The sequence below is a fragment of the Staphylococcus caledonicus genome (assembly GCF_016238465.1).
GTDB lineage: Bacteria > Bacillota > Bacilli > Staphylococcales > Staphylococcaceae > Staphylococcus > Staphylococcus caledonicus.
This window is the reverse complement of record NZ_JABTXV010000002.1, coordinates 151,278-166,025: the sequence shown is the minus strand read 5'-3', so window position 1 is coordinate 166,025 and position 14,748 is coordinate 151,278. Positions and strand designations below refer to the sequence as shown.

General features: G+C 34.1%; 13 protein-coding genes. 2 read left to right on the top strand and 11 right to left on the bottom strand.

The genetic code is table 11. From position 1 onward, the window contains the following. Nucleotide 1: 1 nt before the first annotated feature. Complete coding sequence (locus HS848_RS07480) at nucleotides 2–1,303, top strand: LLM class flavin-dependent oxidoreductase (RefSeq protein ID WP_198611837.1); 1,302 nt, start codon at nucleotides 2–4, stop codon at nucleotides 1,301–1,303. A 582-nt stretch (nucleotides 1,304–1,885) separates the two neighbouring features. Here HS848_RS07480 and HS848_RS07475 read toward each other — a convergent pair. The 6 genes from HS848_RS07475 to HS848_RS07450 all read right to left on the bottom strand — a co-directional run bounded on the left by HS848_RS07475 (nucleotide 1,886) and on the right by HS848_RS07450 (nucleotide 7,720). After that, on the bottom strand, nucleotides 1,886–2,998 hold the full coding sequence (locus HS848_RS07475; RefSeq protein ID WP_198611836.1) for a DUF4064 domain-containing protein: 1,113 nt from the start codon (nucleotides 2,996–2,998) through the stop codon (nucleotides 1,886–1,888). An 88-nt stretch (nucleotides 2,999–3,086) separates the two neighbouring features. Continuing rightward, entirely contained in the window at nucleotides 3,087–5,078 is a 1,992-nt protein-coding gene (locus HS848_RS07470) for an ABC transporter permease (protein ID WP_198611835.1), read from the bottom strand. 1 nt (nucleotide 5,079) lies between these two features. Further along, on the bottom strand, nucleotides 5,080–5,829 hold the full coding sequence (locus HS848_RS07465) for an ABC transporter ATP-binding protein (protein ID WP_198611834.1): 750 nt from the start codon (nucleotides 5,827–5,829) through the stop codon (nucleotides 5,080–5,082). A gap of 143 nt (nucleotides 5,830–5,972) precedes the next feature. Further along, nucleotides 5,973–6,869, bottom strand: a complete 897-nt coding sequence (locus tag HS848_RS07460; RefSeq protein WP_198611833.1) for a sensor histidine kinase — start codon at nucleotides 6,867–6,869, stop codon at nucleotides 5,973–5,975. 5 nt (nucleotides 6,870–6,874) lie between these two features. Continuing rightward, nucleotides 6,875–7,540 carry a response regulator transcription factor gene (locus HS848_RS07455; protein ID WP_198611832.1) on the bottom strand — a complete coding sequence of 222 codons (666 nt, stop codon included), beginning with the start codon at nucleotides 7,538–7,540 and terminating at the stop codon, nucleotides 6,875–6,877. Between the two features lie 15 nt (nucleotides 7,541–7,555). Next, the gene (locus HS848_RS07450) at nucleotides 7,556–7,720 is read right to left on the bottom strand and encodes a hypothetical protein (protein ID WP_198611831.1); all 165 of its coding nucleotides are present in this window, start codon (nucleotides 7,718–7,720) and stop codon (nucleotides 7,556–7,558) included. 307 nt (nucleotides 7,721–8,027) lie between these two features. Between HS848_RS07450 and HS848_RS07445 the strand changes: the two genes are divergently transcribed. Continuing rightward, entirely contained in the window at nucleotides 8,028–9,503 is a 1,476-nt protein-coding gene (locus HS848_RS07445; RefSeq protein WP_198611830.1) for an alkaline phosphatase, read from the top strand. 254 nt (nucleotides 9,504–9,757) lie between these two features. Here the strand turns inward: HS848_RS07445 and HS848_RS07440 are convergent, their stop codons facing one another. From HS848_RS07440 to HS848_RS07420, 5 genes are all read right to left on the bottom strand, one after another. Beyond that, nucleotides 9,758–10,705 carry an LCP family glycopolymer transferase gene (locus HS848_RS07440; protein ID WP_198611829.1) on the bottom strand — a complete coding sequence of 316 codons (948 nt, stop codon included), beginning with the start codon at nucleotides 10,703–10,705 and terminating at the stop codon, nucleotides 9,758–9,760. 97 nt (nucleotides 10,706–10,802) lie between these two features. Then, complete coding sequence (wecB, locus tag HS848_RS07435; RefSeq protein ID WP_198611828.1) at nucleotides 10,803–11,942, bottom strand: non-hydrolyzing UDP-N-acetylglucosamine 2-epimerase; 1,140 nt, start codon at nucleotides 11,940–11,942, stop codon at nucleotides 10,803–10,805. Between the two features lie 41 nt (nucleotides 11,943–11,983). Further along, a complete protein-coding gene (locus tag HS848_RS07430; RefSeq protein WP_198611827.1) occupies nucleotides 11,984–13,255 on the bottom strand; it encodes a nucleotide sugar dehydrogenase in 1,272 nt (423 codons plus the stop codon). A gap of 66 nt (nucleotides 13,256–13,321) precedes the next feature. Next, a complete protein-coding gene (locus tag HS848_RS07425; protein WP_198611826.1) occupies nucleotides 13,322–14,191 on the bottom strand; it encodes an NAD-dependent epimerase/dehydratase family protein in 870 nt (289 codons plus the stop codon). After that, nucleotides 14,191–14,748, bottom strand: coding sequence for a sugar transferase (locus HS848_RS07420; RefSeq protein WP_198611825.1), 558 nt, complete (start codon nucleotides 14,746–14,748; stop codon nucleotides 14,191–14,193). Before HS848_RS07420 ends, HS848_RS07425 begins: the two co-directional genes overlap by 1 nt.

Sequence of the window (14,748 nt, the reverse complement as noted above, 5' to 3'; positions counted from 1 at the left end):
TATGCCTAAAGATAATCATCACTTACACATAGGTATTTTGATTTATGGTTGTGGTCATCACCAGGCCGCTTGGCAACACCCTGATTCGAGTATTGAGCGCGTTGGAGATGTTACCTATTATCAACATCTTGCTCAACTATCAGAGAAAGGCTTATTTGATGTCGTGTTCTTCGCCGACAATCAATCATTTAATCCTGGCTTTACTACTATGCCAAGCTTTTGGTTTGATCCACTGATTAACTTAACAGCAATTTCGCAAGTAACACAACAGGTTGGCTTAGTACCCACCATTTCGAGCACATTTTCAAATCCATTTACGGTTGCTCGCCAACTCTTAAGTCTCGACCATATTACTGGAGGTCGTGTCGGTTGGAATCTGGTAACCTCTATGACCGATTTAGAAGCTCAGAACCATAGCATGCCTGCTTTACCCGACCATGCTATCCGTTATGAAAAGGCTGACGAATTCGCTCACGTCATGAACGGTTTGTTTGAATCTTGGTCTACGGATGATTTTCAACCTAACCGTGAGCAAGGTACATTAATAGATAATTCAAATATTCAACCGCTTCAACATAAAGGCAAATATTTCCAAGTTCATGGACCGTTAACGACCCCACAAAGTCCACAAGGTAAACCCGTTGCGATGCAAGCAGGTGCTTCAAAGCAAGGCATCGCTTTAGCAACGAAATATGCCGATGCTGTTTATTCAGTATCTTGGAATATTAAACAAGCACGCCGTTACCGTGAACGCTTAGATGCTGAAATGGCTAAGAACACTGTAAATCCTAGATATATTAAAGTATTTCCCGGGTTAGTGACTTATGTCGGTCGGACACATGAAGAAGCTTTAGAAAAGAAAGCAAAACTCGATGGATTATTGTCTGTTGAAACGGCTTTAAAACAACTTAGCTTCTTTGTCCAACAGGATTGTAGCGGGTGGGCACTCGATGAACCTCTTCCCGACTTACCACCAGTTGAAGAATTTAGTGGGCCTGTTGGTCGCTATGAAACAATACTTGAAATGATTAATGATACCCAGCCTACCGTACATGAATTATTGGGCTATTTAAATGCTGGCGGTGGCCATTTAACTCTTATTGGCACGCCAGAAGAGATAGTTGACGAAATGGAGTATTGGTTCAATGAAGGTGTAGCAGATGGTTTCAACCTAATGCCGCCTTCACTTCCCCATAGTTTAGAAGACTTTGTAGAACTGATTGTGCCTGAATTACAACGTCGTGGTTTGTATCGTACAGAGTATTCAAGTCATACCCTGAGAGAGCACTTAGGGTTAAATTAATTAAACAAATTACAGATATTCATTATTATCCAAATAGACATTCATTTATCCAATTCATTTATCCATATCCATATAATAGAAATTAACGTAAAGGCGAAGATGCTAACTTAGGAGCACCTTCGCCTTATTTATATATACATATATCAATACTTCGTATTGTTTTGCTCGCTTTTCTAGGGGGAGCGGCGACAGAAATCTAATGTAATTTCTAAGATTTCGTTGTCCCGCCCCGGCAAGGTTGACTAGAAATGAAGAAAGTACAGATTGGACGTATCTTCATTTCAGTCAACTACTGCCAGTCTCAGCCTACCCCAAATTGAAATTTGGGGCCCCGGTCTTCTACTGGCACTGCTCCCTCAGAAGTCTCGCTCACAATACTACGTATATACAAATAATTTAACGTTATCATTTTTAAAATAATAAAATTTCTCAAGTTATCTTATACATAAAGTTCATTATATAAATTACTTTCTAATGGTAATGTTTTTATCATAGTTCTTGATAAAAAATTATAATTACAAAGGGGTATTTATAACCAAAAAAGTGGGGCGAGTTATCGTCCCACTTTTAATATATCAATGACTAGTATTTATAAGGGTCATTGTCTTTTTTATCTTTTAATTTTTGAGTTTCATCTTGTAAGAAGTCGTTGTCACGGTGACGGTCTTGATGTTCATTATTAGTATCAAATTCATGATTGTCATCATTATATCTATCGCTACGACGGAAATGATTATCTTCATCATAACCTTGAGAACGATCTGCATCATTATAATGACGTTCTTCATTATTTGCTAAATCTCTACCTAATTCATTGTTATCACGGTGATCATGTTCGTCACTTACATCGTGGCGATCTTTTTCAGATGTCCAATCTGCATTGTTCTTACGTTGGAAGTCATCATCATTAGAACGGTGTAAATCATCACGATGATTTGAATCACGGTAGCCATTATTAATATCTTCACGTTCAGCATGACGGTCATGATTATCTACATTACGACGGTCGTCTTGATGGCGATCATCATATCTATCATTGTAGTCATGGCCATCGTTATTATGACGGCGATTGTCATGATCATTGTCATAACGATTGTCATAGTCGTTATTGCGACGATCATCGAAGTTATTGTCATGACGGTCGTCATAAGCACGGTTATGATTGTCATAATCGCGATCATTATGATTACGGTTATGGTCATCATATTTACTGTCATTTGCGTAATAGTGGTTATCGTAAGTATCTTTTTTCTTACCTTTTCTTACTAGTAACATGATACCTGCAATAATCCATAAAACAACACTAATCCAGTTTGATGCTAGAGCGATAAAGCCTGCAATAAGGATTAAAATACCTGCAATTTTTGGTGCTTTACTGATTAAAAGACCACCGATAATTGCTAAAATTAATGGAATAATCGCACCCCATGTGAAGAAGTTGATTACACCACTTAATGCGTCAAAACCTTGGTTAATATCAGTTGTAGATATTTGTTCACCTTGTTTTTGTGCTTCTCTAACCATTTGATCTTTAAAGCTGTCATTGCCTAAAAATGGTTTAGCAAGTAAAAATAGTATAGCAACTAATGCTTGTAGGACAACGCCAACCCATGTAAGAATATGTTCGATTGTGCGTTTAACCTTACGTTGATGTGTATTTCCTGATGCTGTGTACTCATTTGAGTAATTAGCCATATTTACGCCTCCTTTTTTTATTTCATACCCTACCGCTTACTAGGTTACACTTATTTTTAAAAAGTATAACTAATTTTTTATAAAAAATTTAAGAATAACTATTCACAATAAAATAATATATACGAGATGTAATCCAATACATTATGGCATAAATAATGATAACGGCGACGATGACTCCAATATAACTTGTCGCAAAAATTCCTACATTATTAATACTAAGAATGCCTAATGTATTAAAAATCATTTTTGAGGCAAAGACAACATGAATCGTTGCTACAATAATAGGTAAGATAAAAATCCACATGATTTGGTTATTAATCGTTGCTTTGATTCTCTCTTCTTCAATACCTACCTTCTGCATAATTTGATAATTTCGTCGGTCTTCGTAACCTTCCGCAATATTTTTGTAGTACATCATTAAAAATGTACCCAGTAATAAAATGATAGATACCACGACACCAATAAATATTAAACCACCATTTAACTCATAAAGTGATGCGCCTGTTCCTTTTTTACTTTCAATTTGCGCTATATATTTTTTACTGAGTTGACCACTCACTTTATCGAAATGCGATGTATCTTTCGTCATAATATTAAAATGAATAAATGAACTTGTTATATCACTTACATCTTTATTATCGTTTTTATCTTTATTCATATAGTAGTTTGTAATATGTTGATAACTGGTACTATCTGGTGTCACAATCGTTAAGGACCCAGGCACAGGTAATGAATAATTATGGCCATTCAGTTGTTTGGCAGTGACCGTTTCATCCATTAACGTCACATTATTTAACTTTTTAAATAATAAACTATCACTACTCAAGCCCGTCTCATTAGGCTTCAAGTGCACTTTCTCAGTATTCAGCTCATTGTAATCATGTTGCGTCATAATAATAAGAAAGGCACTTTTTAACCCCATAGAATAAAATTTATTCTCTCGTGGAAGCAATACGCCATTCGAACCATAATCTGCCGCTATCATGCTCACCGTATTGGTTCTGAAGAAGTCTACCTTAGCATGTTTTCTAATATCCTGTTCAATATGTTTCGCTTTCTTTTGCACCTCTTTATCATTATGAATATTACCATTCAACGTCACTCTATATTGCGTCGCCATTAGTGTATCTAAACGTTGTTCTATCCCTCTATACGTCGAGACACTCATTCCTAACGTAACAATTAAAAAGGTACATAACATCGTGATACTCGCTAGACCCACCGCATTAGAATTCATTCTCGAACGTAATCCCGATATTGTGAAAAAGTATTTCGGATTATAGTAAATTCTCGGTAACCGTTGGAGCCAATCAAGAAGTAATATGCCTAACGACATAAATAAACAATACGTTCCTATCATGACAAGTAAAATAGCACCAAATAAATTATAAAGTGAGCGAATAATCAGTTGATCACTTAAAGCAATATGATAGCTTCCAATTAACGCGCTTAAACCAATAATAAATAATAGATACAGTACAGGCGTCGGTAACCTTTTTTCCGTCTTTTGTCGTTGGGTAATTAACTTAATCGGACTTTGAAATAGAATCTTGATATTGTTAAGGCTAAATAGGAATAACATGACAAACGCAAGCATCAATAACGTATAGACCATCGCCTTAAGATTAAAAGGATAATCCATAAGTGACATCCCTGTTTGTTGCATTAATTTATTTAATAGCATAAAAATAAGGGCACCAAATAAGTAGCCACCCGTGATACTTAACACGGCAATGATAATATACTGATACACCATTTCTATAAACATAATGATGCGGAAGTGCTTCTTTTCCATACCTAAAATCATATTCATAGCGAGCTCTTGTTGACGCCGTTTCATCATGAAGCGATTCGCATATAAAATAAAGATAAAACCTAGCATACACATGAAGATATTACCTATTGCGACAAATCCTGGTAATAATTGGCTACGTTCACGCACATACTCATTCATATAGAGCGATAATAGGATAAACTCCGTCCCAAACATCATGCTCAATGCTAGGATAAAAGGTAGGATAACATGGCGTTGCATTTTGAAGTTTTGTAGAATCATCTTCCCTAACATGCGTAACGTCATCTTAGTCCCCTCTTTCATTCAAGATAGCTAAACTGTCGGCAATTCGCTTTTGGAAATCTTGTCGCGCCTCTTCTCCACGATAAATTTCATGATACAACCGTCCATCTTTAATAAATAACACCCGCTTCGCATAAGAAGCATCTACTGTTGAATGTGTCACCATCAGAATCGTTTGGTTATTCCTATTAAGTTCTCGAAAAAGGGTCATAATATTCTTCGACGTCTTAGAATCAAGCGCACCAGTCGGCTCATCAGCAAGGAGAATATCTGGTTCATTAATGAGCGCCCGACCAATAGCAATTCGTTGTTGTTCCCCACCAGAAATTTGGTAAGGATACTTATGTAATAAATCCTGAATATGAAGTTCCTCACTTAATTTCGCTATACGCGCTTCCATCACTTTATGAGAACGATTGGCTAAGACAAGCGGCATCAACATATTGTCTTTATTCGTCATTGTAGGTAAGACATTGAAATCTTGAAAGACAAAGCCTAGGTTATCACGTCGGAAATGTGCCACTTGCTTATTACGTAAATCACGCACATCTTGTTGATTAATAATAATACTGCCCTCTGTCGCTTTATCAAATGTAGCAATTAAGTTAAGTAAGGTAGACTTCCCCGAACCCGACTCCCCCATGATAGCTACAAATTCGCCTTTATGTATATTAAATGAGATACCATTTAGCGCAGTCGTCGCATTTAATCCTCTGCCAAAGACCTTTTTCACATTTTTCACGTCTAACAACATCACTTTGTGTCTCCTCTTCTTTGAAAATGAACTTCACCATTCGACTCTACTGTTAAGTGTTAATTCTATAATAAAACAAAAAAGCGCCAACAACATTGATATTTTCTTACAAATGTTGTTGGCTAACTTACAATATTGAAAGTTTATGTTGTGTGTGGAAAATGAACACAAAAGCGCGTGCCTTTACCTAGTTCGGATTGTACATCTACTTTATGATGTAAATGACGTGAAATATGTTTCACAATAAAGAGTCCAATACCACTAGATTTATCATTCAAACGACCATTGTACCCTGAATAGCCTTTATCAAAGATTTTAGGAAGGTCGGCTTGACTGATACCCACGCCGTTATCACGAATCGATAAGATGTTAGTGGCACTATCAAAGGTAATCCAAATATCTTTGCCTCGTGCATATTTCAACGCATTATTGAGAAGCTGTTCAATCATAATCGTACACCATTGCACGTCTGTAAGAACTTCCGTTTCACAACGGTCATAATGAATCTTAGTTTTTTGATCGATGAATTGAATCGAATATTTCATAATTAACGGTCGGACAAGTTCATTAATCGTTACTTTTGAAAAGGACATATCCGTTTCTTGATTCATCAATTTTAAATAGCTTAATGCCAAACTCGTATAATTATCAATTTGGATAATCTCTTGTCGTACCCGGTTCACGACATTATCTTCATTACGTTCTAACAATAGCTTCGAAGCGGTAATCGGCGTCTTAATTTGATGCACCCACGTTAAGAAGTAGTTCTCCACATTAGCTTGATAGTCAGTTTGCGCACTTTTCACACGTTGTAACTCTTGTTCTAGTTCAAGCTTCGTTTCTTTTAAATTCTCTTGTGCCTTAAAACCACTTAATTTTACAAGCCAGTAAATAACCATAACAAATACAATAATCGCAGTGCCTAAGAAAAACGCGCCAAACGGTAAATCAAATAAGAAAAAGATAAGACCAAATAGTAATAAAGTGATAACGACAATACTCAATTCATTAATAATTGATTTAATAAATGCTCTTAACATCACGCTTACACCTTATATCCGACATTCTTCTTCGTTTCAATCAAATCTTTCACGCCTATGGATTGTAATTTCTTACGCAAACGCGTCATATTTACTGCTAATGTATTGTCATCTATGAAATTCTCCGACTCCCAACACTTTTCAATCAACGCCGTACGACTGACATACTTGTCTTCATTACGGAAAAGCATTTGTAAAATCTGCAATTCTGTAAAAGATAGTTGAACAGATTCATCATTATGATATAGCGTTGCTTTATCCACGACGAGTTGACAACCTTGTACAGTGAGTTCATTATGAGAGACCGCTAAATCATAGGTTCTACGTAAGAGCGCTTGAATCTTGGCCACCGTTAAAGATAAATTGAATGGCTTCTCGATAAAATCATCGCCACCCATTTGAATCGCCATGATTTGATCCATATTATCTGTACGTGAACTGATAAAGATAATTGGCACATTAGATTCCTTACGAATCTCTCGGCACCAATGATAACCATTAAAGGTTGGCAAATTAATATCTAGCAAGACCAGTTGTGGTTGATGGACCTTGAAATACTCAAGAATATTATCAAATTGTTTCGCCACAATGACGTCATAGTTCCACTGGGACAATTCGTTTTCTAGACTTTCCGCTATGACAAAGTCATCTTCCACAATCAATACTTTCATAAGTTTCACCCTTTATTATTCTTTATGTTCATCTGTGTAGTCAGGATTAGACAGTTTATTTTTCTCTTTTTCAAATTCGTCTTCTTTATCACGTGTTTTAGCTTTACGTTTTCTTTCTTCCATAATTGATAATGCTATAAATCCAATGATGAGTAATGGCGATAACATAATAAATATCATTGGTAGACACCTCTACTTTTCTATATAGTGCTTACAGTTAATTCAATTTCTATTTTACAACTTTTAATGAAAAATGAACACGTTTACTCTACTGTGTTATTCAATAAAGCTCACGCTATGCTTTATTGTACAAACCGATATTTTTCCTATTTATAAAAAATTAAAAATAGAATTAATTCTTACAGTTAATAATTGTTTACAATAGCTTTACTTAAAAATAACTTTATACTAACTTTAAATCAAATTAAGTTCTTTAATATTAAAGATGTAGTACAAGATGATATACATATTAGGGGGCTTTATAACAATGCGTTTCATTAACAAATTTGGTAAAACTACAGTGGCAAGTACAATCTTAGCTACATCAGTATTAGGAACTACTCAACTTTCATTTGCATCTAGTCCAGGTGAAGGAAATCAAGGCCAACAAGGTCAAGATGGCGACTACATGGCAATTGGTAACACTGAAAATCCTAAAAACGTTATCTTCATGGTTGGTGACGGGATGGGACCTTCTTATAACTCAGCTTACCGTTACTATGCAGATGATCCAAATACTAAAGAATTAGACCAAACTACTTTTGATAAGTATTTAAAAGGTACCAATCGTACAAATCCAAATGATCCTAAAGAAAATGTAACCGACTCAGCAGCAGGTGGTACTGCTTTTGCGACAGGACAAAAAACATATAATGGTGCGATTTCAGTTGATAATGATAAAAAACCACTGAAATCTGTATTAGAACAAGCTAAAGAAAATGGGAAATCTACTGGCTTAGTCACTACTGCTGAAGTAACAGATGCAACTCCGGCCGTATACGCTGCCCATGTAGATGACCGTGATAAGAAAGATGAAATTGCACAACAATTTTACAATGATAAAATTAATGGTCAACATAAAGTAGATGTTATTTTAGGTGGCGGTTCTAAATATTTTGGTAAAGAAAATGGTAACTTAAAGAAAAAGTTCCAACAAGATGGCTATGATTATGTGACAAATAAAACAGATTTAGCCAACTCTCAAAGCGATCAAGTATTAGGGTTATTTTCAGAGAAAAATATGCCATTACAACTAGATGCGCCGAAAAAGAATCCATTATTAGTTGATATGGAAAACAGTGCATTATCTAAATTAGAGAAAAACGATAAAGGTTTCTTCTTAATGGTAGAAGGTGCTTCAATCGATAAAGCCGGACACCCTAACGATATTACTGGTGTCATGTCAGAAATGGGTGGCTTTGACAAAGCATTCCAAAATGCGATTGACTACACTGATACACATAAAGATACATTAGTTGTAGCGACTGCCGACCATTCTACTGGTGGCTTATCTATCGCTAAAGGTAAAGACTACGTTTGGAATCCAGAAGCGATTCACAAAATGAAACATACTGGTTCTTACATGACAGAACAAATTGCAGATGGCAAAGACCCTGAAAAAGTAATTAGCAAAGGTTATGGCATCGAATTCCCTAACGACCAATTAGACAAAGTTAAAGATACAGCTAAAGAACTTAAAGACGTTAAGTCGAAAGCTAAAAATGAAGACGATCCTAAAATCGCCGAAGCAACAACAAAATTACAAGATGCGATTCAAAAACCAATCAATGATGAATCACATACAGGTTGGACAACTTACGGTCATACTGGTGAAGACGTGAACACTTACGCTCACGGCCCAGGCGAAGATAAATTCTTAGGTAACAACGATAATACCGATAGCGCGAAAAACATCTTCGACTTCTTCGCAAACGATGTTAGTACGAATCAAAATCAACAATAAACTAGAATTTGTAAAGCGCCCTCCTCGGAGGACGCTTTTCTTTTATCAATACTTCGTATTGTTTGGCTCGCTTTCTTAGGGGGACTGGCTAAGCCACGGTCTTAGCCTAGCCCTGTTCCCTCAAGAGTCTCGCCTACAATACCTCCTTTATAATTTTTCTTCAAATAGTTTAAACGAAAGATGATTTCTATTCTAATATTATTAATATACTAAAAAAGCACTTTATCGTCGGTTGCGATAAAGTGTTTTTTCTATTAATTAAGTTCTAAATTGTCTTTTAATTTCTTTTTAACATTGTTCAAGCTATTTTCATCAGGATAGAAATAATAGATATTATCATCACCTAATGAATTTTGGCCATCAATTGTTAGACGTTCTACATTATCTTGGGCTTTATCGTAATCTGATCTAAAACGATTTAACTGAACAAAGCTTAAATCAGTTTTTAAGTTATCTTGTGCAGCTTTGAAGATACCGTTTAACTTAGTAACTGAATTCATTGAAAAGGCTTCTTTAGCCACAGCAGTGATGATTTGTTGTTGACGTTGTTGACGTCCTTCATCTCCTCCTGCACCTTGTTCTTTACGACTACGCATATAAGCTAAAGCTTGTTCACCATCCATTGAGTAACTTTGACCTTGTTTAAAATTATAGTCCTTCTTGGAATCTGTAGTATTAAATGTAGCGTTACTAGTAACCGTAACTCCACCTATTTCATCTACAACTGTCTTCACACCATCCATATTAATTGAAACATAATGGTCTACAGGAACATCCATTAATTTTTCCAATGATTTGACAGCCATATCAGGACCACCATATGCATATGCATGGTTTATTTTTTCAGTTGTATTTTTACCGACTATTTTTGCATGTGTATCACGCGGTATACTTACCATTACAGTTTTTTTATCTTCCGGATTAATTGATATTAATACGATAGAATCACTTCGTTGTCCTGAATTTTGTTGTTGTCTTTGTTTATCGTCATCAATACCATAAAGAACTACCGTCATAGGATCCCCATCTTTAGTTGGTTTGTCTCTTAATTCTGATTTATCTCTATCCAATGGGTTAGTAATATTGTCACTTAATGAGTGTAATTTACTAAATAGATATACCCCTACAATAATAGCTAATATGATTAATATGATGAAAATGGTTAAAAGAATTTTAAAAATTTTTGATTTTCTTTTTTTCATTCTTTTTACTCCTATCATTTTTATATAAATATTTTAAAAAGCATCTCAAAATAGGTTGAATTTTAACTCAACCATTGAGATGCAAATTAAATATAAGTTAATTATCATATTTAAAGGCTTGAGGTTTTGCTTCTCTAAGACCAAAATAATATTCGATATTTTCACAAATTCGTTTTGAAGCTTCGCCATCACCATATGGATTACTAGCTTTACTCATTTTGTTATATTCATCTTGATTATCTAGCAATTTCTTAGTTTCCTCTAATATTGATTCAAAGTTAGTTCCAACTACTTTTAATGTTCCAGCATTCACACCTTCTGGGCGTTCAGTTGTATCTCTTAAAACTAATACTGGTTTACCTAAAGATGGAGCTTCTTCTTGCACACCACCTGAGTCAGTAAGTATTAAATGTGACTCATTTGCGAAATTATGAAAATCGATAACATCAAGAGGCTCAATTAATTCAATTCTTGAATTATCTTGTAAATATTTGCTAGCAATTTCTCTAACTTTAGGATTTTTGTGCATTGGATAAATTACTACAATATCCTCATATTCTTCAACAAGTTTTTGAACTGCTTTGAAAATATTATGCATTGGTTCGCCAATATTCTCTCTTCTATGCGCAGTTAACAGTACAATTTTTTTATCCTTATGTTTTTCAAGAATCTCAGACTGATAGTTGTCTTTAATAGTCGTCTTCATAGCATCAATTGCTGTATTACCAGTAACTACAATACTACTTTCGGATTTGTTCTCATTTTTTAAATTTTCTGCCGCCATATCAGTTGGTGCAAAATTTAAATCTGCCATATTTCCAACCATTACTCTATTCATTTCTTCAGGGAATGGTGAATATTTATTCCATGTTCGTAAACCTGCTTCTACATGACCGATTGGTGTTTGATTATAAAATGAAGTTAAACCACCTACAAATGTTGATGTAGTATCTCCATGAACCAATACCATATCTGGTTGTTCTTCTTTTATAACTGCATCAAGCTTAGTAGTAATTCTTGAAGTAAGTTCAGCTAATGTTTGATTTGCTTTCATAATATTTAAATCATGGTCTGGTTTAACATCAAAGATTTTTAATACACTATCCAACATTTCTCTATGTTGAGCTGTTATTACTACTACAGGTTGTAGATTTTTATTTTTTTCCAATTCTTTAACTAAAGGTGCCATCTTTATCGCTTCAGGACGAGTGCCAAAAATAGTCATTATTTTTTTCATTTTATACCCCTTATTAATTGAAGATTTTAAATGCGATTATTTTAGTTATTTAGCTCAATATCTTTAGTTTTATAAAGGTTACCATAGTTAAAGTATGAAACTTCTTGGAATGTTGACTTAACAACATTTTTAGTATCAAATATAACTTTATTTTTCATGTGTTTAAAGTCATCGTCACTAAATTCTTTAAAATCAGAATGATCTGTTAGAATTAATACAAGTGAAGCATCTTCTGTTGCTTTGTTAATATCTTTTTCAACAAAATCTAAATCTACGTGTGGATCATATGCTACTACTTCTAAATTTTCATCTTCTAATAGTTTATAGATATCAAATGCCGGTGATTCTCTAATATCATCAACGTCACCTTTATAAGTTAAACCAAATACGGCAACTTTCGCATTATCTACTTCTGATAAAATACGTTTCACATTCTCTACTACAAATTCAGGCATTGAACGATTGATTTTACGACCTGTTTGAATTAATGGTGAGTTTTCAGGGTCTTTCGCTATAATGAAGTAAGGATCTACTGCTAGACAGTGGCCTCCAACACCCGGACCTGGTGAATGAATATTAACACGTGGATGTTTATTCGCCATTTCAATAACATCTAAAACATTAATATCTAAATTATTACTTATTTTAGTAAGTTCATTCGCTAAAGCAATATTTAAATCGCGATACGTATTTTCCATTAACTTACTCATTTCAGCTGTACGCGCATTTGTTTCAATCATTTCACCTTTAACAAAAGTACTATATACACGTTTCCCAGCTTCTACACAATTTGATGTCACACCACCGATAATACGATTGTTATATACTAATTCTTCAAGAATTTTACCAGGTAACACACGTTCTGGACAATGAACTAAATAAATATCTTCACCAATTTCAAAGCCTGCTTGTTCAATGATTGGTTTAACATGATCATCCATAGTACGTGGTGCGATTGTAGATTCTACAATAATTGTATCACCTTTTTTAAGATAAGGAACGACGCTGTTTACTGCGCTTAAAACGATAGAAATATCACAAGATTCATACTCATCATCGTTATTTGGTGTTGGAACAGAAATAATATAAGCATCTGCTTCAGCAGGTTCTGTAGAAACTTTTAATTTTCCTTTATTAAGTACTTCTTCAAACACTTCTTGTAACCCAGGTTCTTCAATATTCACTTTGCCATTTTGTAAACTATCAATTGTTTTTTGATTAATATCTACCCCTAATACATCAACGCCATGCTTAGCAAACATAATAGATGTCGGTAAGCCAATATATCCTAATCCTACAACAGTTAATTTCAATGTAAATACCTCCATTATAAATAATTATTTTGTATGCTTTTTTCATTAAAGTGATCCTAAAAGTTCTTAACTTTCACTCATGATGTCTTTGATTATAGTTTGAAAATCTTGTTCATTAATTTGTATCTTTTCCTCATGTAAATATAAATCTTTGCCATAAACTAAATTCCCATAAAGTTTCGAAATCACTTTCACCTTATTTAAAAGAGGATAAGTCATTTTAGGAATAGGTACTTGTACGGTCTTTTTATTTTTACTCTTACGTATTTCTGTTATTACTTTTGTTGTATTAAAATCAAAACTATCTTTAGGATGATAGATACCTGAATTATTTCGACTAACGATTTCTTTAATAAATTTCTCAAGATGTTTAATGTATAATGCACTTCTTGAATTATTAATTTTTGGAATAATTGGTAATATCTTAGCTACTTTTTTTAGTTTTGAGAAATTACCCGGAGAATTTGCACCATATATCATTGGTGGCCTAACTACTACAACTTTAAATTGGGCTGAGTCCATTTTCAACAATTCATCTTCAGCTTTTGCTTTAGAGATGCCATAGTCTGTAACCGGATTAATATTAAATGGATTAGAGATTTCTTTTCTTCTCCCCATGTCTCCATCTTCGCCATATACTGCCATCGTACTCATAAATACAAATTGACTAACTCCATCATTTTTAGCTTTAGTAGCCAATTCTTTAGGTAATTGCATGTTAATACGAAAATAATCTTCAAGTTTTGCATTAGGTTCATTATTGTGTACTAATGCTGCTGTGTGAATAATCACATCAATATCTTTAAAAGATTCTTTCTTCCACAGAGAATTTTTTACGCTTAATCTTTTTACTGTATTACCTGCTTGTTCTAAACTTTCTGCTAAATGGCTTCCTACATATCCACTAGTACCGGTAATTAAAATATTTTTATTCATTAGTGAGAAACACCTTCTGAAGAAATCGTATTAATTACTGTTTTATAAATAATGTACATGTCTAGCTTAAATGATCGATTTTCTAAATAATATTTATCATACATTACCTTTTGGTCATCAGTATTATTGTCTCTACCCATAACTTGTGCTAACCCAGTAACACCTGGTCTAATAGTATGAACATTGGCTTTAGTTCTTTTTTCAATTAATTCGTATTGATTATAAAGTGCTGGTCTTGGTCCTACGATTGACATATCACCTTTAAGTACATTTAATAATTGAGGTAATTCATCAATTGAAGTTTTTCTTATAAACTTTCCAGTTTTTGTTATATAATCTGCTGGATCCATTAAATCCGTCGCTACATTAGGTGTATCAATTTTCATAGATCTAAACTTATAGATATCGAATATTTCATTATTTAGTGTAGGTCTCTTTTGTTTGAAAATAGCTGGTCCTGGTGATTCTAGTCTAATTAATAATGCTACTATCAATAAGAATGGTCCAGCTACAACTAATCCATATATTGAGCAAAATATATCGAACGCTCTTTTCAT